Raw genomic sequence first — 24,310 nt, 5'->3', positions numbered from 1 at the left:
AGCAGAAGGATCCATGGAGCAGAGAAAAACAGAACTGACAACAGTAGTGATCCCCAATTATAATGGAATAGCTTATATGGAAAACTGTCTGAAGTCTCTGTATGCAGGAAGCCGGATCCCGGAGATCATTGTGGTGGATAATGCTTCAAAAGACGGAAGTGACGTACTTGTAAGGGAGAAATTCCCGGAAGCAGAGCTGATCTCCTTTCCTGAAAATAAAGGATTTTCGGCGGCAGTCAATGCCGGGATCAAGGCGGCGGGAACACCTTATGTTTTTCTTTTAAATAATGATACAATGACAGATCCTCTGTGTATTGAGCATCTGGAGGAGGCCATGGGGAAAGAGAGAAACTGTTTTTCCATGGAAGCTAAAATGATCCAGATGAGAGAGCCGGAGAAGCTGGATGGGGCAGGAGATTATTACTGCCTGCTTGGCTGGGCCTTTGCCAGAGGAAAGGATCAGCCAGTTGAAAAATACCAAAAATGTGACCGGATCTTCAGTGCCTGTGCCGGAGCTGCGATCTACCGTAAGGAGCTGCTTGAAAAGATTGGATTATTTGATGAAGCACATTTTGCCTATCTGGAGGATGTGGATGTGGGCTATCGTGCCAATCTTTATGGATACCGGAATCTGTTTGCACCGGATGCGGCGGTATATCATGCGGGAAGTGCGGTATCGGGCTCCAGGCATAATCCCTTTAAGGTGGAACTGACAGCGAGGAACAATCTGTATCTGATCTATAAAAACATGCCGCCCCTGCAGCTGCTCATCAATCTGCCCTTTTTACTGCTGGGGATCCTGATCAAGGGTGTTTATTTTGTCAGAAAAGGGATGGGGAAAAGCTATCTTTCCGGCCTGAAAAAGGGAATCTCCCTGTGTGCTTCCAAAGAGGGAAGGGAACAACGGGTACACTTTAAGCTGAAGAGGCTCCCTTTTTATCTGTGGACAGAATGGGAGCTGCTTCTGAACACATTACGGCGCTTGTGCTTTTGAGTATAATATTGTAGAATGTACCTAGTATTGTTAAGGTAAGAAAGTGAACCAGATGCCGATGAGAAGGTAAGGGTAATGATCAAGGATAATCAGAAGGTTTTTAACAGACTGCACCTGGTAGTAGATGCCATTGTGGTGCTGATCTCTTATTTACTTGCATGGTATATAAAATTTGCAACAGGGTTTGCGGATACGGAACCGGGGGCGGGAGCTCTTTCCAAGGAAACCTATTTCAGGTTTCTTTATTTTCTGGTGCCCGGATATATAGCGATATATTATTATTTTAATATGTACAAACCAAAGAGAGTCACCAGACGGAAGGTAGAGCTGATCAATATCATTTCGGCAAATACGGCAGGTCTGGTATTCTTTATTGTAGTACTGTATGTGATTAAGCAGCCACATTTCTCACGTATTATGATGTTCCTCTTTTATGGGATCAACATCATACTTACGACTGTCTGCAGGATGATGATCAAAAATCTTCTGCAGCTTTTCAGAAGACGTGGTTATAATCTGAAATATATTCTGCTGATCGGTTATTCCAGAGCAGCAGAGGAATATATCACGAGGATCAATGCCAATCCCCAGTGGGGTTATGTTGTCAGAGGGATTCTGGATGACAGGATCCCGAGCGGAACTATGTACAAGGGGGTCAAGGTAGTTGGCCGTATTGAGAATATCCACTATATCCTGCCGGAAAATAAGCTGGATGAGATTGCAATCACACTGGCACTGAAGGATTATGATCATCTGGAATATATCGTTGATCTGTGTGAAAAATCTGGTGTGCATACAAAGTTTATCCCGGATTATAACTCACTGGTACCAAGCCACCCTTATACTGAGGATCTGATGGGGCTGCCGGTGATCAATATCCGTTATGTACCACTTACCAATACATTGAACTGGGTGGCCAAGCGGACGGTTGATATCATAGGTTCCATGCTGGGAATCATCGTATCCTCACCGCTTATGATCGCAGCGGCACTGATGATTAAATTCTCCAGTGAAGGTCCGGTGATCTTTGCACAGGAGAGAGTGGGACTGCACAATAAAGTGTTCAGGATGTACAAATTCCGGACGATGGAGGTTCAGAAGCCGTCTACAGAAGAAAAGGGATGGACAGTCAAGGATGATCCACGGGTCACGAAGGCTGGTAAATTTCTCAGAAAAACCAGTCTTGATGAGCTGCCCCAGCTTTTCAATATCCTGATGGGAGAGATGAGCCTGGTTGGACCAAGACCGGAAAGACCGCAGTTTGTGGAGAAATTCAAAGAGGAGATCCCAAGGTACATGATCAAGCATCAGGTCCGCCCGGGGCTGACCGGATGGGCACAGATCAATGGGTATCGCGGGGATACTTCTATCCGTAAAAGAATCGAGTATGATCTTTATTATATAGAAAACTGGTCCATGGGATTTGATTTCAGAATCATGTTTCTTACGATCTTTAAAGGTTTTATCAATAAAAATGCATATTAATGGTGTTTTAAGAAATCTTAATAATACCTAAATAATAATAGTCAGGGGTTGCCTAAACCGCTGATTTGTGAGAAAATTATCCATTGTATACAGAAAATACGAAAGAAAACATCGTAGAATAAGGGAGAAGATCAAATGGCACAGCAACCAAAAAGACCTGCAAACAGGAGACCGGCAAGCCAGAGAAGCCGGGAAGAGGAAATCCGTGCAAGAAAGGCCGCAGCCAGGAGAAGGGCTGAGGAAGAAGAGGAGTATGAATATGAGCGTGAATACAGAAGCTCATCCAGAAAAAAAGCTCCTGTAAAGCACAGCAGTACTTCCTCACATGCTTCGCATGGCAGTGCTCATCATAAAAAGAAAAAGAAGAATAAGGGCGGAAAGATCGTACTCTTTATTATAGAGATCCTGATCCTGCTTGTGATGGTATTTGTTCTTTACAGTGTACTGAAGACAGAAAAGGTAGGAAAGGTAGATATTCCGGAAGAGGATATCGTGATCAATGAAGAGGTCAAGGAGAAGGAAGAGACGACTATGAAGGGCTATCGTAATATTGCCCTGTTTGGTGTTGACTCCAGGGAAGGACAGCTTGACAAGAAGACACGAAGCGATACCATCATGATCGCATCCATCAATCAGGATACGGGAGAGTGTAAGCTTGTGTCTGTTTACCGTGATACTTACCTGAATCTGGGAAATGATTCTTATAATAAGTGTAATGCAGCATATGCAAAGGGTGGTCCTGAACAGGCGATCAATATGCTGAATATGAACCTGGATATGAATATCACAGACTTTGTTACTGTCGGATTTGCCGGACTGACCGATACGATCGATGCACTGGGCGGTATTCAGATCGATGTCCATGAAAATGAGATCCAACATCTGAATAATTATCAGATCAGTATGGTAGGTACGACAAAGGACGGCGAGACATTCACTGCAACAGCAGGTACGGACTATATACCGGTAACTTCTGCTGGCCTTCAGACACTGAATGGACTGCAGGCAACTGCATACTGCCGTATCAGATATGTCGGAGATGACTTTGAAAGAGCAGCAAGACAGAGGCGTGTGCTGATGGCTGTTGCAGAGAAGGCAAAGACAGCTTCTCCGGCAACCTTAAATCAGATTGCCAATGATGTATTCGGAGAAGTATATACCTCCCTGGATCTGTCAGAGATCATTAAACTGCTTGGTGATATTGCCAAGTACAAGATCGTGGATCAGGGCGGATTCCCTGAAGAGAGCATGCGTGCTACAGGTACGGTCGGTGCAAAGGGAAGCTGCGTAGTGCCGAAGTCACTGTCAGACAACGTAGCATGGCTGCATGAATTCCTGTTTAATGATGCATCTTATACACCATCATCTGCTGTCCAGCAGTACAGTGATAAGATCGTATCAGATACAAGCGGATACGTTCATTAAAGCAGTACCCGGTAATAAATATAATTAAGAAGAAAAAGGACCATGCAGCGTGGTCCTTTTTCTGAATACTGAGACAGGAGACCGGCAGGGAGAGGCTTCCTGAGTGAGGGGACTTTGAAACATGAAGATAGATGTGATCATACCGGTATACAAACCGGACAAGGAGCTGTTTACCCTGCTTGACAGGCTGGAGGAACAGTCCAGAAGACCGGATGATATTTTTCTGGTCAATACAGAGCAGACTTATTTTGAACAGCTGATCGCTGGTACAGATTTCTGGCACAGATATAAAAATGTATCAGTAAAGCATATTTCAAGATGCGAATTTGATCATGGAGGAACCAGGAGATGGGCTGTTTCCCGGACGCAGAATGATATCTTCCTGATGATGACAGATGATGCTATCCCGGCGGACAGTCATCTGATCGAAAGGCTGGCAGCACCGATCGAAGAGGGAAGGGCACAGATGAGCTATGCCAGGCAGCTGATCCGGAAGGACGGCGGCGTGATCGAGGCATTTACCAGACAGTTCAATTATCCGGACAGGTCAGAGCTCAAGACAGCAGCAGATCTGAAAACCAGAGGGATCAAGGCCTTTTTTGCATCAGATGTCTGTGCAGCCTACAGCAGGGAATGGTATGAAAGGCTGGGAGGCTTCGAGAAGCATACAATTTTTAATGAGGATATGATCTTTGCAAGAAGGCTCCTTAATGCCGGTGGAAGTATTGCTTATGCAGCAGATGCAGAAGTGTATCATTCCCATAATTACACAGGGATCCAGCAGCTTAAACGGAATTTTGACCTTGGGGTATCCCATGCCCAGTATCCGGAAATATTTGGGGGAGTGGCAACACAGCAGGAAGGCATGAAGCTGGTGAAGGAAACAGCAGGGTATCTCTTGAAGACAGGAAAGCCGTTTATGATCTTTAAGCTGGTCTGGCAGAGCGGCTGTAAGTATCTGGGATACAGGCTTGGAAAAAATTACCGGAAGCTGCCTCGAAGAGTGGTTCTTTTCCTTACCATGAACAGGGAATACTGGAAGACTTGACAGATTTGTCAAAGGTTTATCACACTTTGAACACAATTAGTGGATATACTGTAGTCAAGAGTTGAGAGAAGAGGAGGTAATTGTTATGTACGAAAATAATTACTCAGATAACACATATCATTATGGAGAAGCAGTAAAGAAACAGGAAGAACCACATAATAAGAAAAAAGGATCCGGAAACGGGAAGAAGATAGCACTTGGTATCTGCTGTGGTTTATTATTTGGTATCTTTGCAGGAATCGGCTTTGAAGCGGTCACAACAGCATCCAGCCTGGCAAAGAATGCAGTAACAAAGGAAACAACAGCACAGCCAGAGATACAGAGCACCGTTCCTGAAGCAGCTGACAGTGACAGTACACCAGATACGGCAGATGCTTCTGCATCCATTGCAGAGAGTCAGAGCCTTGGGACGGCTGTAGCAGATGGTACCGTACTTACTACGACAACAGATGTGACAGAGGTTGTAAAGAAGGTAATGCCTTCTGTTGTATCTGTAAATAATAAATATATAGAGACCACATCCTTCTTTGGCCAGCAGTATAACAGTGAAGGGGAAGCAAGCGGTTCTGGTATCATCGTAGGACAGAATGATTCAGAGCTTCTGATCGCAACAAATAATCATGTGGTGGAATCTGCAGAGGAGCTGACGGTACAGTTTGCAGACGGCAGTCAGAGCCAGGCACAGATCAAGGGTACAGATGCCGATAAGGATCTGGCGGTCATAGCAGTACAGCTTTCAGATATCAGCAGTGACACCATGAGCAGCATTTCCATTGCTACACTTGGTGATTCCAATGCACTGACTGTTGGCGAACCTGTGATAGCCATTGGTAATGCCCTTGGTTATGGACAGTCTGTTACAACAGGTGTTGTCAGTGCCCTGAACAGAGCTATTGCCAGTGATGGTTCACAGAATGTCCAGACGGGAACAGATACAGAGGTTAACACCTTTATTCAGACAGATGCAGCGATCAATCCCGGTAATTCAGGTGGTGCACTTCTGAATATCCATGGTGAGGTCATTGGTATCAATTCCAACAAGATCGGTGGAAGTACAGTAGAGGGTATGGGATATGCGATCCCGATTTCTGATGCAAAGCCTATCATCGAGAACCTGATGACCAAGCAGACCAGACTTAAGGTAAACGAGGACAGTAAGGGATATCTTGGTATTACAGGCATTGATGTGGTAGCAGAGTATTCAGAAATTTATGGTATGCCACAGGGAGTTTATGTATCATCTGTTACAGAGGGAACCGGTGCAGCACAGGCAGGTCTTGTAAAGGGTGATATCATTACCGGACTGAACGGTGAAGAGATCAAATCGATGGAAGAGCTGAAGAATGAGCTGAGCTATTATGCAGCAGGAACTACTGTAGAGCTTACGATTATGCAGGGCAGTCCTACCGGCTACCAGGCAAAGACTGTTCAGGTAACACTTGGTGGTGTACCGACACAGCAGCAGTAATCCAGAGTCTGAAGAGTCAGCATAAAGGGAGATCCGGCTGATATACGAAATAGTGGTGCCGGCATGAAGTGGAAACATTTCATGCCGGTATTTTTCTGCCCGGAAATTCATAGGATTTTACAAAGAAAACAGGATGGCTGTATTTGATGAAAAAGAAATATCGAAAGACCGGGAGCATGGCACTGCTGCTCATACTGTTATGGGGGCTGCTTTCTCTTACAGGCTGCAAAAAGGAAACTGATAATCTGGAAAAGGTAAAGGATCTTGCTTTTACAGTTACAGCAGAAGAAAATATTCCGGAGGAACTTCTGAAAACGCTGCAGGAAAAGCAGACGGATGGATTCAAGGTGACTTATCAGGATAATGGGTTCATGTATCTCTGTCGGGGATACGGGGAACAGGAGACCGGTGGTTACAGTATCGTGGTGGAGTCTTTGTATGAGACAGCCAATGCCATTTATTTTGATACAACACTGAAAGGACCGGTACCGGGAGAAAATGGGGGAAAGAAGGAAAGCGTTTCCTATCCTTATATTGTGATCAAGGCAGAGCTGGTAGATAAGCCGGTAGTGTTTGAGTAAGAAGATGTTCCGGCCAGGAGTCTGTCTGTACCAGGACTTGGAAGATGGGAAAACCCCGGCTGCAACACCGGGGTTTTCGATAACTTATTTTCTGCACTTTATTCTACTTTCCAAGCACAGCAGAAAGCCGGATTTCTTTTTCTACTTCATTTAAGTCGAGATCTCCGTTGTCTGCAACGGTGATGCGTACTTCATAGAGTGTACCATCTGTCAGCTCTGTTACTGTCTGACCATCTTCAGAGGTGATCTTCCACAGCTCAGATGCAACAGGTGTCAGGATGCCAGCTGCATTGTAAGCATAGAGTGTCAGATCATTGACACTTCCGGAGAGATTATTCATGCGGAAGGCAACAGTAGTATTAGGATGTACGTTACGGATGGATATTGTATTCAGCCAGCCTGCAACAGAGCCTGCACCACCGGCTGCTGTAAACTGCTCCTGTGAAAGTACATGGCGGGATGCCTGATCGAGATCAATTTTGCGATAAGGCATTTCAGGCAGGTATGCGAACCGGTCCTGTAAGCGCAGCAGTTCCAGATATCCGGTGGGACAATAAAGGGCATTTCCACTGTTGCCGGTATACATACCGATCGCCATGTTGTTGTAGCCATATTTATTGGATACATCCATGGTGAATACAGTTTCACCGGTTTCAAAATCCAGAATGATATATTGCCACATGCCGCTGCCCAGATCCTGTACATAACCGTAAATATAGCCGGTTGCAGTAGAGAGCTTCAGTATGGATGTGTCACTCAGGTCATTCCGGCACCAGATGCTTTTCATTTCATAGCCGTTTTTTGTTTTTACAGTATCGATACGTTCAACACCGGGGGCAATCATGATATTACCCTTTGTGAGCCAGTTTGTATCATAAATATTAGCATAGCTCTGGATGGAAGAGTCATTGTCCGGATCAGCAAGCCCGGCATTGCCGGCACCAAACCAGTTGCAGACAATGGTGCTGACGGTGCCTTCTCCATCGTCATATACGATAGCGGAGTTTTCTACTGCGACCTGATAGCCGTCAGGGAGATCATCAAGAACAGGACACTCTGCTACGATCGTTCCGGTCTTCATGTCAAGGGCCAGGAGATTTACCGGATCCCGGTTATCGGTGAACATTACGAGGTTTGGTGTCAGGGAGGGAGAACAGCCGCCGCCCCATGCAAGACCGCCGCCGGTCGTTTTGTCATTTTCACCACTGACCTTTGCACCAATACTTTCGTATGGCGTGCACCACATAATTTCCACACCATTTTCTGCACGCAGCAGATAGCAGTTCTGATTTGTCAGGATCACAGCGCCTTCCCGGGAAGCAGCAATACCGTTTTCTGCACCTTCACCAGGAGTCAGCTCATGGACGTATACGGCTTTTGACAGATCTGCCTGCCCACCGACCAGGATCGTATCAATGGCTTCGTGATCAATGTAACCGACCACACCCTGCTGTTTACGCTCAGGATAAATCCGGAAGCCACCGGTGGCAAACCAGAGATTTCCTTCATAATCAAAAACAACAGACAGAAGATTCTGCTCCAGCGTCCTGCCAAGTGCAGCCTCTGAGGCAGCCTTAATGTCGATATCCAGTACCTTTTCAAATTCCGGAAGCACATTGCCGTCTTCATCTGTTGTGCGCAGCATCAGAACATGGTTATTGCTGGTGGGACAGACAATACGGTTTTCTGAGTCCAGAAAGGTATAGGAACTCTGAATGATGTATTCGCCACCGTCATGTTGCTTTGGAGAGAAATAGCCAAGTGTCTGTGTTTCCTCAGCATTCAGGTCACGGATGGCAATGCCTCCAAGCAGCGGAACGACAGCATGTCCGTAGCTGTCAAAGTAAATGGCCGGTGAAGCATTGGCATTGGTCGTCTCATAAGAGACATTGATTTCCGGATAAATGCCGAGAGGAAGAATTTCATCCGTAGAGTCGGTATTATAGCCATCGTGATGAATATTGGCATCACTTTTGGCCATATAAGGGTTTTCCTCTACCTGTTTTGGGTGCAGCGCCTTTACAGGCAGTGCACTGGATGGCTGCACAGCAGAAGAGGAATCAGATGCCGGTGTATTGGCTGCTGGTATCTCTTCTGCCGGTGTATCGGATGGCCGAGCAGAAGCAGAGGCTTCTGCATTTGTGTTTTCGTCTGTGAGGGTGGGTGCCTGTGCCTTACCGCAGCCTGTGACTGACAGGCCAAGTAATGCCACAAGCAATAGGCTCAGTACAGAGCGGGTTATGTTTTTCTTTTTCATGAGTGATCCTCCTTGTTATGTTCATTGCAGTCTGATGACCGGGTAACCGGTATCTTTCTTTTAAACCAGGCACAGAGTCCCTGACAGAAATTTTCTTCAGTTACCGGTTCCAGAAGAAAATAATCAATGCGAAGCCGGAAAGCATGGAGTGAAAAATCCAGATCGCTGCACCATATGATCTTGCAGGTGGGACAAAGGGCACGCAGATGCTCAGCGGCATTCAGACCGTCTACACCGGGTAATGCGATGACAGCGTTTTCAGGAGCCGCAGTTCGCACAGCTTCAAAAAACGATTCCTGATCACAATATTGTTCAATTCTGGGAAACAGTCCCCTTCCTGCACAGAATTTGAAAATACGCTCTGTAAAAAACGATTTCTGTGATTCCTGGCCTGTCAGTATGACAATTCGGTACACGGTACGCCTCCCTTCCCGCTTCACTGATAAATTCTTTGTTCAGTATACGATTACCAGCAGGGTTTACAAGACATCTGGCACGAAAGAGCGGATTCTGGCATGAAAAAGCAGATTCTGGAATGAAATCCGGTTTGAACACAGCACTCGGATCTGGGGATTCATGGTATAATCATATTGGAAGTCTGTGCAAAGGAGTATGACCAATATGAGAATTGCAATTGTGGATGACCTTGCCAAAGAACGTGCATCGCTGCACTTACGGCTTGAGAAGATACTGAACCTTCGCAGTGTATGTGCGGAGATTTTGGAATATGAGAGCGGGGAGGCATTTCTTGCAGCGGAAAAGGAACAGCAGTTTACTGCCGCATTTTTAGATATTTATATGGACGGCATGAGTGGTATGGATGCAGCAAGAGAGCTTCGGAAGATGGATACGGACTGTATGCTGGTCTTTACTACAACTTCTACAGATCACGCACTGGAAGGCTTTCAGGTGCGGGCCATGCATTATCTGGTCAAACCATTTTCCACAGAAGAGCTGGAACGGCTGACGGATGAGATGCTTGCGAGAAATCCATATCCTGACAAATATATGGAGCTGAAGGTGGGTGGCAGCGATATCCGGCTTGGCTATCATAACATCATTTATGCCGAGCATTTTGCGCATATGATCAATGTACATACTACGGCAGGAAAAACAATTTCCACACGCCAGACGTTCAAAACATTCACGGAAAAGCTGAAAGAAGAATCCCGTTTTTTTATATGCGGCCGTGGAGTGATCGTCAATCTGGAGCATGCCTCTGATTTTGAGAATGAGGCTTTCTGTATGGAAGATGGAAGCCGGATTTATGTCAATAAGGAGCTTCTGAAAAGTGCCAGACAGGCATTTATGGAATTTCTGCTGCAAAGGGGATATCAGTCATGATAAATATACTTCGTCCAATTCTTGAGCTATCTGTTGTGATTCCCGGTTTACTGCTGGCATATTTTCCGGTGAAGTCCGGCTTAAAGCAGCCTCCGGGAAAGCTTGCACTGTGGCAGGGGCCACTGGTGCTGAGCCTCTGTATCGGTGGAGGAATATTCTGCTGGCATTTTCATATTTCCACAGCTGTCGTGCTTATACTGATTGTACTGATTGTGGTCATTCTGTATATCAAAGTGCTTCGGATCTCCATTTGGAAATCCGGAACGATCGCACTTTCTGTCTGTGCATTGTTTGCCTGTATGAACAGTCTGGCCAGAGCAGTCAATGCGGTTATCCTGATCCAGAGACAGGCGGTGCAGCCACAGCCATGGTTTTGTCTGTGGGCATGTGTCTTTTATCATGGAATCTGCTGGCTTGCAACAGCTGCTGCGTATTATCCGGCTAACCATGCGGCACGTACGATGGTGGAAGATGATAATTTCGCCAGGACATGGTATGTGTTCTGGATTCTGCCACTTATCTTCATTGTATGTAATTTTTTTATGATTCCACGCTATCAGGACACACTTTATGTCGGCAGGGTTCTTCAGGGGTACATCGTTCTTGGCATCACCCTGCTTATCCTTTTGATCTGTTTTTATACGGTTTTTCTGATGATGGCGGCCAGTCTGAATAAAAATGCCAGACTGCAGCGGGAAAATCAGCTGCTGGATATGCAGCAGCAACGGTATGAGAATCTGAAAACGGCCATTGAGGAAGCAAGGCAGGCAAGGCATGATATGCGGCACCACCTGAACCGGATTTCCGCACTGGCAGAAGAGGGTGATCTGGAAGGGCTGAAAACGTATCTGGCACAAACTGTTTCACGGATTCCTGGCCTGGATATGAGCTTCTGTGAAAACCGTGCAGCAGACAGTGTGATTGGATATTACTGCAGCCTTGCAAAAAGGGAGAATATACCGTTCTGCCTGCAGATCGATCTGCCGGAAAAGCTTATGGTTGATGAGATTGATATGTGTCTGGTATTTTCGAATCTGCTGGAAAATGCACTGGAAGCCAGTCTGCGTACCGCACCGGACCACAGGCAGATTGAGGTAACTGCGTATGTACACGGGGAACGACTGCTTCTGATAGAGGTGAAAAATGCGTTTGACGGTGTTATTAAAGAAAAGAATGAGGTGTTCCAGTCCAGCAAACGAAAAGGCAGTGGAATCGGTATCCAGTCAGTACGGCATATTGCCAGAAAAACCGGTGGTGCCAGTGCTTTTTCTTATAAGGACGGTATTTTTTTGGCAAAAGTCATGTTACGTGGATGATTCCGGAGACAGACTTTTCATTGCCAGATCCTTTTTGAATCAATGCTTGTGGGAAGAAGCAGAAATGAGTATACTGATAATAATGTGATACAGGGGAGTGACGCAGATACAGGAGGAAAAATATGCTGATCATACGGAATGGAACTTTGATCGATCCGGAAGGGCAGAGAACCTTCCGGGGCGATATCTGGATAAAAGATGGACAGATCGCACGAATCGTGGAAAGAGAAGAGAAAGAGTCCGGACTTTCAGAAGGCGGACAGGAAGCAGAGGCAGAGGTACCGGACGGGACAGAGATCATAGATGCCACAGGGCTTCTGGCCGGCCCCGGGCTGATCGATACTCATGTGCATTTCCGGGATCCCGGCTTTACTTATAAGGAGGATATCCTGAGCGGCGGACAGGCGGCGAAGAAGGGCGGCTATACAGGTATCGTGCTGATGGCCAATACCAAGCCCTGTGTGGATAATGAGGAGACACTTTCCTATGTACTTGCCAGAGGGAAAGAGACCGGGATCAGGATCAGCTCCTGTGCTACCGTGACAAAGGGCATGCAGGGAAAGGAGCTGGTGGATATGGAGAGCCTTAAGGAGGCAGCAGGATTTACCGATGACGGCAAGCCGCTGCTTTCTGAGGAACTGGTGGAGGAAGCCATGAGAAGGGCACATGCACTGGGTAAGCCTATCAGCTTCCATGAGGAAAATCCCGCATTTATCAAGAACAATGGAATCAATGAAGGAAAGGTAGCAGAAGCGCTTGGTATAAAGGGATCTTCAAGAGATGCGGAGATCGATCTGATCAGACGGGATACAGCCCTTGCCCTAAAGACCGGAGCCAAAGTTGTGATCCAGCATATCAGTACGAAGGAAGGGGTAGAGCTGGTAAGAAAGGCGAAGGCAGCAGGAGCAGATATCCATGCAGAAGCAACGCCGCATCACTTTACCCTGACAGAGGAAGCTGTGCTGGAAAAGGGTACACTGGCGAAAATGAATCCTCCGCTCCGTGAGGAGGAGGACAGAAAGGCGATCTGCAGGGGACTTTCAGATGGAACGATCGACTTGATCGCTACAGACCATGCACCGCACAGCAGGGATGAGAAGAAAAAGCCGCTTACAGAAGCGCCAAGCGGGATCCTCGGACTGGAAACGGCTCTGCCGCTTGCAATCCGGGAACTGGTGAGAAAAGGATATCTGACCTACCCGCAGCTTTTTGAACGGATGAGTCTTGCACCGGCAAAGCTGTATCAGCTTCCGGGCGGACGGCTTCAGGAAGGGGAAGTGGCGGATCTGGTACTCTTTAAGGATACAGAGAACTTCCGTGTAGAGCGGTTTTTATCCAAATCGCAGAATTCCCCGTTTATTGGAGAGACACTGCCAGGTGTAGTGAAAATGACCATTTGCGGAGGCAGTATAGTGTACCGGGAAGAAGCGTGAAGTGATGGGAAACAGGTATGCACGCAAGAATACAGAAAGGAACAGACAGGAAATGAGCAGAAAAGCAAAGGTAACCGGACGGGTGCTCAGTCAGAGAGCCATGGCGGAAAATATTTTTGACCTGAAGATCCGGACAGATCTTGCAGATGAGGCAGGAGCCGGACAGTTCGTAGGGGTATATCCCAAGGATAAAAGCACTCTGCTTCCCAGACCGATCAGTATCTGTGAGGTCAACAGGGAAGAGAAAAGCCTTCGTCTGGTGTACAGGATCGCAGGAAAGGGGACAAAGGAATTTTCTTCCTATCAGGAAGGGGATGAGGTGGAAATCCTCGGTGTTCTTGGCAATGGATATGATCTTACCAGAGCAGCAGGAAAAAGAACTGTGCTTCTTGGCGGAGGAATCGGAATTCCTCCCATGCTGGAGACGGCAAGAGAGCTTCATGAGCAGGGAGAGAAGGTCACTGTTATTCTGGGCTACCGGGATGCACAGCTTTTCCTGAAGGATGAATTTGAAGCTTATGCAGATGTTCTTGTGGCAACAGAGGATGGAAGCGTCGGTACAAAGGGAAATGTACTGGATGCCATGAGAGAGCATCAGGTGGAGGCAGAGGTGATCATGGCCTGCGGTCCCATGCCGATGCTCCGGGCGATCAAGGCATATGCAGAAGAGAAGAACTGTGATGCTTATATTTCGCTGGAGGAGCGGATGGCCTGCGGTGTGGGTGCATGCCTTGGATGTGTCTGCAAGACAACGAAAAAGGACGCCCATTCCCATGTGAATAATGCCAGGATCTGCACAGACGGGCCAGTATTTGATGCCAGGGAGGTAGAGATCTGATGAATACAAAAGTAATGATTGCAGGAGTAGAACTGAAAAATCCCGTTATGACAGCATCTGGTACCTTTGGCTCCGGTATGGAATACAGTGAGTTTGTGGATCTGAACAGGCTTGGCGCAGTGGTGACCAAGGGTGTTGCCAACGTGCCATGGGCAGGAAATCCAACCCCACGTGTGGCAGAAACCTACGGTGGTATGTTGAATGCGATCGGACTGCAGAATCCGGGTATCGATGTATTTCTTGACAGGGATGTTCCCTTTTTACAGAAGTATGATACGAAGATTATCGTCAATGTCTGTGGAAAAACAGTGGAAGATTATCTGGAGGTTGTGGAAAAGCTGGGAGATGCACCAGTAGATATGCTGGAGATCAATGTTTCCTGTCCCAATGTCAAGGAAGGAGCGATCGCCTTTGGGCAGAAGGCGGACTGTCTGTTTGATATCACATCGAAGATCAGGGCGAAGGCAAAGCAGCCGGTGATCATGAAGCTCAGTCCCAATGTGACAGACATCGCAGAAATGGCAAGGGCAGCGCAGGCAGGCGGTGCAGATGCGGTTTCCCTGATCAATACGATCACAGGTATGAAGATCGATATCCACAGAAGAACCTTTGCCCTGAAAAATAAGACCGGCGGACTTTCCGGTCCTGCGATCAAGCCGGTGGCAGTCCGTATGGTATACCAGGCAAGTCAGGCAGTGAAGATCCCGGTGATCGGAATGGGCGGTATTGCCAGTGCGGAGGATGCGATTGAGTTTATTCTGGCAGGAGCCAGTGCGGTGGCAGTGGGCGCCATGAATTTCGTAAATCCTTACCTGACAGAAGAAGTGGTAAGCGGAATTGAAGCCTACATGAAGCAGTATCAGGTGGAAAACCTGACCGATCTGATCGGAGCAGTCAGAGAATAAAGCAATGTCATAAAGAACCTTCCTGCGTCATATATTTAGAATAAGTATACGCAGGGAGGTATTTTTGTGGAATTATTGAAACGAAACATACATATGGATTGCCGGAAATGCAGCGCATCCATGGAGACATCTTTAGAAAAGGATCATAATATTTCCGATGTGAGACCGGACGCTGTGCGGATCATCATGGATAAGGGAAATGTAGTGATAGAAGAGGTCAGGGCAAGGGAGGATCGGGCTTTTATAAAGGGGAAGCTTCAGTTCCAGATTCTTTATGCGACCGATCAGGAAGGAGAAAGTGTAGCTGTAGTGGATGGGGAGGTTCCCATTGACGAGCAGATTTATCTTGCCGGTCTTGGCGAGGGTGACTCAGTGAAGGTGGGGGCGGTGCTGGAGGATCTGACTACCACACTGATCAATTCACGCAAATTCAATGTGCAGGCGCTTGTCATGCTGAAGGCGGTATGTGAGGAGCTGAAGGATGAAGAAGCGGCCGTTGATGTGGCAGATAGTGGTGTAACGGGAACAAATGAGATTGAATACCGGAAAAAGCCTTTATCTGTGGCAACAACAGTGATGAAAAAGAAGGATATTTTCAGGATGAAGGAAGAGGCAGAGATACCGGGAAGCTTTCCTAACATAGCTTCTCTGATCTGGTATGATATCCAGCCTGCAGGTGTGGAATTCAAAATGCAGCAGGATAAGATCACTGTACAGGGGGAAGTGCGGGTTTTCTTTCTGTACAGAGGAGAAGGGGAAGGAAAGGTGTGCCACTATGACACGGTGATCCCTTTTGCAGGAGCGCTGGATTGTGATGGTTCCAGGGAAAGCATGATTCCAGATATCTGTTGTCTGTCAGAGGTGCGTGAGGTGGCAGTACGGCCTGATTTTGATGGCGAGGAAAGGGTTTTTACTTTTGAGTTGGTACTGAATCTTGAGATCAATGCCTGTGAAGAGGAAGAGCTTGAGATCCTGTCGGATGTTTATGGTGTTGTAAAGGAAGTGGGTATAGAAAAGAAGAAAGGAAGCTTCCGGAGGTTCCTGACTAAGAGCAGTGGGAAAATGAAGCTTGCAGAGCATCTGACGCTTCCAGAGGAAGAACATGCCGGAAAGGTCTTATATACAAGGGGAATGATCCAGCTTGAGGAGCCGGCATACACAGAGGGAGGTATTGCGCTCTTTGGAGAAGCAAAGCTTCAGGTGATGTATGAGGATGGTACAGAGAAAGGAAATCTGTACAGCAGAAAGATCAGCCTGCCTGTGCAATATGTTCTGGAGGCAGAGGGAATTGATGAAAGCTGCACCTTCCAGGTGGATGCAGATCTGGAACAGATTTCGGCTTCTATTGTGGAGGGCAGCGAGCTGGACTGCAAGTGTGTGGTATTTTTCCATGCACATATTTACCGGGCGTGGACAGAGGATATTATTGAAGAGATCACTACCAGTGAGCTGGATAGTGAGAAGATAGAGGGACTGCCATCACTGGCTGTTTATGTAGTACGGGAGGGTGACAGCCTGTGGGATATTGGAAAGCGGTATTATGTGCCTGTGGCAGCCCTTAGGGAGGCCAATGGTATGCCCGGAAATGAGATCAAGGCTGGTGACCGGATTCTGATCATACGATAAAGAAAGAAGAAAAAACCGAGGGAGCGGGGCACAGGAGAAGAAAAGCAGCCGTGGTGCCCCGCTAGGAGGGGAAGAGAGAAGAAAAAACCGAGGAAGCGGGGCACAGGAGAAGAAAAGCAGCCGTGATGCCCCGCCAGGAGGGGAAGAGCGAAGAAAAAACCAAGGAAGCGGGGCACAGGAGAAGAAAAGAAGCCGTGATGCCCCGCTAGGAGGGGAAGAGAGAAGAAAAAACTGAGGGAGCGGGGCACAGGAGAAGAAAAGAAGCCGTGGTGCCCAGCCAGGAGGGGAAGAGAGAAGAAAAAACTGAGGAAGCGGGGCACAGGAGAAGAAAAGAAGCTGTGGTGCCCCGCTAGGAGGGGAAGAAAGAAGAAAAACCCGAGGAAGCGGGGTGCAGGAGAAGAAAAGAAGCCGTGATACCCCGCCAGGAGGGAAGAGAGAAGAAAAACCCGAGGAAGCGGGGCACAGGAGAAGAAAAGAAGCCATGATGCCCCGCTAGGAGATGAAGAGCGAAGAAAAAACCGAGGGAGCGGGGCACAGGAGGAGAAAAGAAGCCGTGGTGCCCCGCCAGGAGGGGAAGAGAGAAGAAAAAACCGAGGGGGCGGGGCACAGGAGAAGAAAAGCAGCCATGATGCCCCGCCGGGAGGGGAAGAGAGAAGAAAAAACTGAGGGAGCGGGGCACAGGAGGAGAAAAGCAGCCATGGTGCCCCGCCTGGAGGAGAAGAGAGAAGAAAAAACCGAGGGAGCGGGGCACAGGAGAAGAAAAGAAGCTGTGGTGCCCCGCTAGGAGGGGAAGAGAGAAGAAAAAACTGAGGGAGCGGGGCACAGGAGAAGAAAAGAAGCCGTGGTGCTCCGCCAGGAGGGGAAGAGAGAAGAAAAAACCGAGGAAGCGGGGCACAGGAGAAGAAAAGAAGCTGTGGTGCCCCGCCGGGAGGGGAAGAGAGAAGAAAAACCCGAGGGGCGGGGCACAGTAGAAGAAAAGCAGCCATGGTGCCCCGCTAGGAGGGGAAGAGAGAAGAAAAAACCGAGGGAGCGGGGCACAGGAGAAGAAAAGAAGCTGTGGTGCCCCGCTAGGAGGGGAAGAGAGAAGAAAAAACTGAGGGAGCGGGGCACAGTAGAAGAAAAGCAGCCATGGTGCCCCATTAGGAGGAGAAGAGAGAAGAAAAACCCGAGGAAGCGGGGCACAGGAGAAGAAAATAAGCCGTGATGCCCCGCCGGGAGGGGAAGAGAGAAGAAAAACCCGAGGGAGCGGGGCACAGGAGAAGAAAAGCAGCCATGGTGCCCCGCCGGGAGGAGAAGAGAGAAGAAAAAACCGAGGGGCGGGGCACAGGAGAAGAAAAGAGGTCGTGGTGCCCCGCCAGGAGGGGAAGAGAGAAGAAAAAACTGAGGGAGCGGGGCACAGGAGGAGAAAAGAGGTCGTGGTGCCCCGCCGGGAGGGGAAGAGAGAAGAAAAACCCGAGGAAGCGGGGCACAGGAGAAGAAAAGCAGCCATGGTGCCCCACCAGAAGAAGAGTGAAAAACTTCAGATGCAGCAAAAAACAGGGTGCCGTCTGGCACCCTGCTCTGTTTTTATTCATTGTACAGATACTGCTTACTGTACTTCAGAAGTGGTATCTGCATTCTGCTTTCTCATATCATCGAAGCCCTTTAATACGGCATCGTAGGTCTTCTGGCAGATATCAGGAAGCTGTCCGCCCCAGGTTTTCTGAGCCTTTTCGTAGCCTTTCTTGAAAGCTGCCTGCATAGCATCGATCTTATCGGGATCTCCACCGGTTAAAGCGGTAGCAAAATCAAGAATTCTCTGTGAGGTCTGAGATACACCCCAGTAACCATCATCAGCGATGTCAGCCTGCGCCTGTGCTTTGGTAGCGGCATCTACAGTGAAATTTCCACTGGAAAGAACACTCCAGATGTCATTGGCATTATTGTAGACCTTGCCCTGACCTATGAGAATCTTTTCTACAAGACTCTGTAACTGGGAAGTTCTCTGCTCTGCATCAGCCTTTAGCCTGGCGATCGTAGCAGTATCAGGCTTGTAAGTTTTCTTGGTTGTGGTTGTAGTAGTAGTTTTCTTCGAAGGCTCATATACCGCAGCGGTATCTTTTTCAGAGGTCTTATCTGACACAGCCTTCTCAGATGCTTTGGTCTGTGCTGTCTTAGATGCTGCAGAGTAAGTACTGTAAGCATCAGAAGCACCGGTAATTCCGTTTACACTCATTTTTACACCCTCCTTGGTTTCAAAATTAATCATGAAAAGCCTTATCCTAACAATATAATCGGCAGAATGGAGTATTTTATTAACCATTGACAGGAAAAGCCAGATTGTATAAAATTAAGTACAATCTGGTGTATATTGTATACAAAGGAAACCGGGCAAAAGAAAGGACGGTTTGGAATGGAAAAGACAGAACGCAGGGCGTATGCCAAGATCAATCTTGGACTGGATGTGTTACGAAGAAGAGAAAACGGCTACCATGATGTAAAAATGGTGATGCAGACCGTAGGGATATATGATGAGCTGACCTTTGAGAAAATAAAGGAAGGAATCATTGTTACAACAGATAAAGAGGAGCTGCCGACAGATAAGGGGAATCTGATCTACCGGGCAGCAGAGCTTCTGACAGAGAAATATCAGATTCGGGAAGGCATCAGGATCTCGCTGAAAAAGAACATCCCGATCGCAGCAGGCATGGCCGGGGGCAGCACGGATGCAGCAGCAGTTTTTCATGGAATGAATACACTTTTTAATCTGCATATGGATGAGAAGACCATGCGGGAAGAGGGTGTAAAGATCGGAGCCGATGTTCCTTACTGTATCATGGGTGGGACAGCGCTTTCAGAAGGAATCGGAGAGGTGCTGACTGCGCTGCCCGCACCACCAAAGGCAGTGCTCTGCATTGCCAAGCCGGACATCAATGTATCAACGAAATTTGTTTATGAGAATCTCCATATAGAAACAGTGAAGGATCATCCTGATATTGACGGAATGGTACAGGCGATCCGGGAGGGGGATCTGAGGGGGATCACAGACCGGATGGCAAATGTCCTGGAAACGGTGACGGTAAAAGAATATCCCATTATCCAGGAGATCAAAAAAAAGATGCTGGAGAGCGGTGCAGAAAATGCACTGATGAGCGGCAGCGGACCCACCGTATTCGGGGTATTTACAGAGGAAGCAGGAGCCAGTGAGGCGATGGAAAGGATCCGGAAGGAAAAGCTGGCGCAGCAGGTATTTGTGACAGAATTTGTAAATATGTGACCGGACGGTGAATCAAAAAGAAACTTGAAACAGAAGGGGCAGACCGGCGGAAAGAGATGACGAGCCGGAAAACAGAAGGAAGAGGGTATATGGAAGAGAAGGAATTTCAGATAGAAGTGGATGATCTGTTACCGCTGCGGGATGTGGTATTCTACACCCTGCGAAGGGCGATCCTGACAGGACAGCTAAAGCCGGGAGAGCGGCTGATGGAGGTACATCTTGCAGAAAAGCTGGGGGTCAGCAGGACACCTATCCGTGAGGCAATCCGGAAGCTTGAGCTGGAAGGGCTTGTGACGATCATTCCAAGAAGAGGGGCAGAGGTTGCGGAAATCACGGAGAAAAGTCTGAATGATGTGCTGGAGGTGCGGCGTGCACTGGATGCACTGGGAGCAGAGCTTGCCTGTGAAAGGATCACCGGGGAGGAGATCCGGGAGCTGAAAAAGGCCTGTGAAGATTTTGAAAAAGCGGCTGCCGGGAATGATGCGGATGCAATTGCAAAAGCGGATGTGGCTTTTCATGATATTATTATCCGGGCGGCAGGAAATCAGAGACTGGAGCAGCTTGTCAATAATCTGGCAGAGCAGATGTACCGGTATCGTTTTGTCTATATCAAGGAAGAGGAGCAGAGGGGTGTACTTCTTGCAGAACACAGGGAAATCTGTGACAGCATTGCAGCAAGGGATGTGGTACGTGCCCGTAATGCAGCAAAGCAGCATATCGATAATCAGCAGAAGGCTGTCATCCGGCAGATACGGCTTGAAAAAAGGAAATAATCGAGGTACAGTATAGCTGTACAAATTCAGGATATACTTCTCTGTATACAGTGGAAAGGCGCTGTGGAAGGAGAAGCTTTGAAGAAAATTCTGGAATATGGCCTGTTGATCGCAGGCATGGCAGCTTATTTTGGATTTGTATATCCGGAGCTGATCCTCCCGGAGGATGCGTATCTTCTGGTGGAGGAGGAAGGAGCGGAATATCAGATTCCCTATGAGGAAGCAAAGCAGCTTTTTCTGTGGGATGAGGACGGGCAGGAGCAGCCAGTCCGAATAAAATGGCGGCTTGCGGAATATGTATATCAGGTAAAAGAAAAAATAGTGAATAAGAAGGATTAGAAGAATGACAGATACTAATGCGCCCATAGGCGTATTTGATTCGGGGATCGGTGGCCTTACCGTTATGAAGGAGATCATGCATCAGATCCCGGATGAAAAAATCATTTATTTCGGAGATACAGCAAGAGTACCCTATGGCAGCAAGTCAAGGGAGACTGTGACTAAGTTTTCCAGACAGATTGTGCATTTCCTGGAAAGTCAGCACGTGAAGGCCATTGTGGTAGCGTGCAATACGGCAAGTGCTTATGCGCTGGATGAGCTGGAAAGGGAAACCGAGGTTCCAATCATCGGTGTTGTGAAGCCGGGAGCAAGGGCAGCCAGTGAGGTGACAAAAAATGGAAAGATCGGAGTGATCGCCACAGCGGCGACAATCTCCAGTGCGATCTATTCCAGTTACATAAAAAAGAAAAAGCCGGATGTGGAAGTGATCGAAAGAGCGTGTCCGTTATTTGTGCCACTGGTAGAGGAAGGACTCTGGCGGGATCCTGTTACAGATGAGATTGCAAGGCGTTATCTGGCAGAGCTTATTGATATTGATATCGATACCCTGGTACTTGGCTGTACCCACTATCCTCTGATCCGGGAAACGATCGGCAGGATCATGGGAGAAAGGGTGACACTTGTAAATCCTGCTTATGAGACTGCACGGGAGCTGAAGGAGCTGCTGCAGAGGGAGGAGCTGCTGCGTAAGGTGCGGCCGGCACTGGGGGATAACCAGTATCAGTTCTACGTCAGTGATGCCTCCGAAAAGTTCAAGCAGTTTGCCAATTCCATCATCAAGTATGGCATCCTTTCTGCCAAGACGCTGAATGTGGAAGGCTATTGAAATATTTTATACGAGGAATTTTTATATGAAAAAAGAAGTTTTGCTGGCGCTCAAGGGGCTGCAGTTTGCAGCAGCTGAAGAGGATGCCAGGGCACTGGAAACCATTACACCGGCTGAGTATTATAAGAGAAATGACAGTCATTACATCATTTATGATGAGGTGATGGAGGATTTCTCAGAAACAGTTAAAAACACGATCAAGATAAAGGGCTCCCAGGTAGAGGTGACCAAAAAGGGGTTTATCAATGTTCATATGATCTTTGAACAGAACAAAAGGAATATGACACGATATGGCACACCTTACGGAGATATTCTGATCGGTATTGACACAGGGGATATCAGGATCATTGAAGATGAGGACAGTATCCATGTGGATGTGGATTACAGCCTGGAAGCCAACTATGAGCATATGGCAGACTGCAAGCTGGAAATGAATATCAGTCCAAGAGAAGAAATGCTGGAATTATAAAAGCTGCCGGTCAGAGGCGGACAAAAAATAGTAATAAAAAGCCTGATGCAGAGGAATGCACCAGGCTTTTAAAGTGTGGTTAATTCATAAAATTATTTAACAGGCTTGGCACCGGCCTTTTCCTGTGCCTTCTCAACCATATTTTTGAAGAACCCCTTTTTCTTCTTCTCTACAACAGGCTGTTTTCCATGAAGTCCTTTTACCTCAGTGATGTAGATACCGCTGACAACGGCCTTGACTTCCTTTTTGACAGGAATACTGTCAAAAATCTTCTCATCACTGACAAGAGAAAGGATCTGGGGACCAACCTTAGCCTTCACAATAGGAAGCTTGCTGCCCCGCATAAGCTTCGGTGTCTGGTCGATGACCGCCTGTGGAAGACCGGATTCTTTGATCTTCATCCGCTTTTTGTCAATGATCAGCATGGAGACAGTCTGTTTCATGGCGTTGATCTGCTGTTGCTGCTCTTCCTGTTTTTTCTGCGCCTTTTTTCCAAGGAAATATAAAACAACCAGTGTAATGATCAATACTGCAAGTATAACTAATAAAACGATTTGCCAGGTACTCACGATAGTCCTCCTCTATTAAATAAAGTCAAAAAATATTGTAACATCTAACAGAAAAATAGGCAAGACAAAAGCCAGTATTTTGCAGGTGATTTTACAGGTGGATTAAAAGGAATCATTTTCCGGCTAATTCTGAAATTTTTGTAAAACCTTTAAATAGAGGAAAAAATATGATATATTTGTAAGCACAGATAAGATCTGAAAATGGAGGAGTTTATGAAAAGAAAATTACTGGCAGCACTGCTTGTGGCAGTGACTGTATCCATGGCAGCCTGCGGCCAGAAGGCAGAAAATGCAGAGCAGGGCACAGAAGCAGAGGGAAGTACAGAAGCGGCAGAGAGTACAGATACAGATGGAAGCTATCTGAAGGATTATACAGCTTCTGATTATGTGACACTTGGGGAATATAAAGGACTTGAGATCAGCATGACCTCAGAGGAACCGGTAGTAACAGAGGAAGATGTCGACAGTTATATTGAGTACGTCCGGCAGATGAATCCGGTATCCACACCTGTAGAGGGAAGGGCGGTGCAGTCCGGGGATACTGTCAATATTGATTATGAAGGGAAGCTGGATGGCGTTGCCTTTGCAGGAGGAACTGCACAGGGACAGGATCTGACGATCGGTTCCGGAAGCTTTATCGACGGATTTGAGGATGGCTGTATCGGCATGGAAATCGGAGAAACAAGGGATGTAGAAGCTACCTTCCCGGATCCTTATCCGAACAATACAGAGCTTTCCGGAAAGACAGCCGTATTTACTGTTACAGTGAACAGCATCAGTGTACAGGAAACAGCAGAGTTGAATGATGATTATGTGGCAGGTCTTGGAATTGACGGAGTAAATACACTGGAAGAATATAAAGCATATGCGAAGGATATCCTGACAGAGCAGCAGACACAGAGCTACAATTCCGAGAAAGCGGATAAGGCATGCACAGCAGCAGAAGAGAACTGTGAATTTAAAGAGGTGCCGCAGCCTATCGTAGACAGGATGAACAATACACTGACAGCCAATATCACAAGCTATGCTTCTGCATACGGTGTGGATATCGGAAGCTATGTGGCAGCTTACTATGGCGGGGATGCTGATGATTACCAGGCAACCCTTCTGCTGCAGGCAGAGGATATGACAAAGAAATATCTGATGCTGCAGGCAATCGCTGACCAGGAGAACATTACTGTTTCGGAAGCAGAGGCAGAGGAGGAGCTGCAGGCAGATGCAGAGCTCTATGGACAGGCTGTAGAGGATTACAGGGAAATGATCGATGAAGAGGCATTCAGGGAGTATCTTCTGACCCAAAAGGTGCTGAACTTCCTTTCAGAGAATGCGGTAGTTACAGTGGAGCAGGCAGAATAAAG

The 24,310-nt window shown here is 47.4% G+C and carries 24 protein-coding genes; 20 read left to right on the top strand and 4 right to left on the bottom strand.

The features are described from left to right. Positions 1-13: 13 nt before the first annotated feature. The 6 genes from OCV77_RS00495 to OCV77_RS00470 all read left to right on the top strand — a co-directional run bounded on the left by OCV77_RS00495 (position 14) and on the right by OCV77_RS00470 (position 7,001). Positions 14-994: a glycosyltransferase family 2 protein gene (locus OCV77_RS00495; protein ID WP_262572310.1), complete on the top strand. Its 981-nt coding sequence runs from the start codon at positions 14-16 to the stop codon at positions 992-994. Positions 995-1,069: 75 nt separating this feature from the next. Beyond that, positions 1,070-2,479, top strand: coding sequence for an undecaprenyl-phosphate glucose phosphotransferase (locus OCV77_RS00490; RefSeq protein WP_118798316.1), 1,410 nt, complete (start codon positions 1,070-1,072; stop codon positions 2,477-2,479). A gap of 135 nt (positions 2,480-2,614) precedes the next feature. Then, on the top strand, positions 2,615-3,904 hold the full coding sequence (locus OCV77_RS00485) for an LCP family protein (protein ID WP_118798317.1): 1,290 nt from the start codon (positions 2,615-2,617) through the stop codon (positions 3,902-3,904). A 121-nt stretch (positions 3,905-4,025) separates the two neighbouring features. Then, positions 4,026-4,952, top strand: a complete 927-nt coding sequence (locus tag OCV77_RS00480) for a glycosyltransferase family 2 protein (RefSeq protein WP_262572307.1) — start codon at positions 4,026-4,028, stop codon at positions 4,950-4,952. 85 nt (positions 4,953-5,037) lie between these two features. Further along, the gene (locus tag OCV77_RS00475) at positions 5,038-6,420 is read left to right on the top strand and encodes a S1C family serine protease (RefSeq protein WP_262572305.1); all 1,383 of its coding nucleotides are present in this window, start codon (positions 5,038-5,040) and stop codon (positions 6,418-6,420) included. Between the two features lie 146 nt (positions 6,421-6,566). Beyond that, positions 6,567-7,001: a protease complex subunit PrcB family protein gene (locus tag OCV77_RS00470; protein WP_262572304.1), complete on the top strand. Its 435-nt coding sequence runs from the start codon at positions 6,567-6,569 to the stop codon at positions 6,999-7,001. 103 nt (positions 7,002-7,104) lie between these two features. On the opposite strand, the gene OCV77_RS00465 is transcribed toward OCV77_RS00470, so the two are convergent. Both OCV77_RS00465 and OCV77_RS00460 read right to left on the bottom strand, forming a co-directional pair. Further along, complete coding sequence (locus OCV77_RS00465) at positions 7,105-9,258, bottom strand: hypothetical protein (RefSeq protein WP_262572302.1); 2,154 nt, start codon at positions 9,256-9,258, stop codon at positions 7,105-7,107. Further along, positions 9,255-9,674, bottom strand: a complete 420-nt coding sequence (locus tag OCV77_RS00460; RefSeq protein ID WP_262572301.1) for a response regulator — start codon at positions 9,672-9,674, stop codon at positions 9,255-9,257. Before OCV77_RS00460 ends, OCV77_RS00465 begins: the two co-directional genes overlap by 4 nt. A 205-nt stretch (positions 9,675-9,879) precedes the next feature. Here OCV77_RS00460 and OCV77_RS00455 point away from each other — a divergent pair, with 205 nt between their 5' ends. From OCV77_RS00455 to OCV77_RS00420, 8 genes are all read left to right on the top strand, one after another. After that, a complete protein-coding gene (locus OCV77_RS00455; protein WP_262572300.1) occupies positions 9,880-10,602 on the top strand; it encodes a LytR/AlgR family response regulator transcription factor in 723 nt (240 codons plus the stop codon). Continuing rightward, positions 10,599-11,918 (top strand): sensor histidine kinase, encoded by a 1,320-nt coding sequence (locus OCV77_RS00450; RefSeq protein WP_262572299.1) that lies wholly within the window; start codon positions 10,599-10,601, stop codon positions 11,916-11,918. The genes OCV77_RS00455 and OCV77_RS00450 overlap by 4 nt, the downstream gene beginning before the upstream one ends. Positions 11,919-12,040: 122 nt before the next feature. Next, entirely contained in the window at positions 12,041-13,351 is a 1,311-nt protein-coding gene (locus tag OCV77_RS00445) for a dihydroorotase (RefSeq protein WP_262572298.1), read from the top strand. A gap of 52 nt (positions 13,352-13,403) precedes the next feature. Next, the gene (locus OCV77_RS00440; RefSeq protein WP_262572297.1) at positions 13,404-14,189 is read left to right on the top strand and encodes a dihydroorotate dehydrogenase electron transfer subunit; all 786 of its coding nucleotides are present in this window, start codon (positions 13,404-13,406) and stop codon (positions 14,187-14,189) included. Then, on the top strand, positions 14,189-15,094 hold the full coding sequence (locus OCV77_RS00435) for a dihydroorotate dehydrogenase (RefSeq protein WP_118798322.1): 906 nt from the start codon (positions 14,189-14,191) through the stop codon (positions 15,092-15,094). The genes OCV77_RS00440 and OCV77_RS00435 overlap by 1 nt, the downstream gene beginning before the upstream one ends. A gap of 66 nt (positions 15,095-15,160) precedes the next feature. Then, positions 15,161-16,720, top strand: a complete 1,560-nt coding sequence (locus OCV77_RS00430; protein WP_262572293.1) for a DUF3794 and LysM peptidoglycan-binding domain-containing protein — start codon at positions 15,161-15,163, stop codon at positions 16,718-16,720. 499 nt (positions 16,721-17,219) lie between these two features. Continuing rightward, complete coding sequence (locus OCV77_RS00425) at positions 17,220-17,504, top strand: hypothetical protein (protein ID WP_262572292.1); 285 nt, start codon at positions 17,220-17,222, stop codon at positions 17,502-17,504. Between the two features lie 60 nt (positions 17,505-17,564). Next, on the top strand, positions 17,565-17,924 hold the full coding sequence (locus OCV77_RS00420) for a hypothetical protein (RefSeq protein WP_262572290.1): 360 nt from the start codon (positions 17,565-17,567) through the stop codon (positions 17,922-17,924). Positions 17,925-18,308: 384 nt separating this feature from the next. Here OCV77_RS00420 and OCV77_RS00415 read toward each other — a convergent pair whose 3' ends face one another. Beyond that, complete coding sequence (locus OCV77_RS00415) at positions 18,309-18,935, bottom strand: hypothetical protein (protein ID WP_118798325.1); 627 nt, start codon at positions 18,933-18,935, stop codon at positions 18,309-18,311. Between the two features lie 177 nt (positions 18,936-19,112). Here OCV77_RS00415 and ispE point away from each other — a divergent pair, with 177 nt between their 5' ends. The 5 genes from ispE to OCV77_RS00390 all read left to right on the top strand — a co-directional run bounded on the left by ispE (position 19,113) and on the right by OCV77_RS00390 (position 22,383). Beyond that, entirely contained in the window at positions 19,113-19,976 is an 864-nt protein-coding gene (gene ispE, locus OCV77_RS00410) for a 4-(cytidine 5'-diphospho)-2-C-methyl-D-erythritol kinase (RefSeq protein WP_262572288.1), read from the top strand. Positions 19,977-20,065: 89 nt separating this feature from the next. After that, positions 20,066-20,749: a GntR family transcriptional regulator gene (locus OCV77_RS00405; protein WP_262572286.1), complete on the top strand. Its 684-nt coding sequence runs from the start codon at positions 20,066-20,068 to the stop codon at positions 20,747-20,749. A gap of 78 nt (positions 20,750-20,827) precedes the next feature. Then, positions 20,828-21,088 carry a hypothetical protein gene (locus OCV77_RS00400; protein ID WP_147371219.1) on the top strand — a complete coding sequence of 87 codons (261 nt, stop codon included), beginning with the start codon at positions 20,828-20,830 and terminating at the stop codon, positions 21,086-21,088. A 4-nt stretch (positions 21,089-21,092) separates the two neighbouring features. Beyond that, positions 21,093-21,914, top strand: a complete 822-nt coding sequence (gene murI / locus OCV77_RS00395; RefSeq protein WP_262572281.1) for a glutamate racemase — start codon at positions 21,093-21,095, stop codon at positions 21,912-21,914. Between the two features lie 25 nt (positions 21,915-21,939). Next, entirely contained in the window at positions 21,940-22,383 is a 444-nt protein-coding gene (locus tag OCV77_RS00390; RefSeq protein ID WP_118798330.1) for a YwiB family protein, read from the top strand. A gap of 92 nt (positions 22,384-22,475) precedes the next feature. On the opposite strand, the gene OCV77_RS00385 is transcribed toward OCV77_RS00390, so the two are convergent. After that, on the bottom strand, positions 22,476-22,952 hold the full coding sequence (locus OCV77_RS00385) for a hypothetical protein (RefSeq protein WP_118798331.1): 477 nt from the start codon (positions 22,950-22,952) through the stop codon (positions 22,476-22,478). Positions 22,953-23,165: 213 nt separating this feature from the next. On the opposite strand from OCV77_RS00385, the gene tig reads away from it, so the two are divergent. Continuing rightward, positions 23,166-24,308, top strand: coding sequence for a trigger factor (gene tig, locus OCV77_RS00380; RefSeq protein ID WP_262572278.1), 1,143 nt, complete (start codon positions 23,166-23,168; stop codon positions 24,306-24,308). Positions 24,309-24,310: the final 2 nt, after the last annotated feature.

This window comes from Suilimivivens aceti, assembly GCF_025567405.1.
Lineage (GTDB): Bacteria > Bacillota > Clostridia > Lachnospirales > Lachnospiraceae > Suilimivivens > Suilimivivens aceti.
Note: the sequence above shows the minus strand (reverse complement) of the source record. Positions and strands in the feature narration are given on the sequence as shown.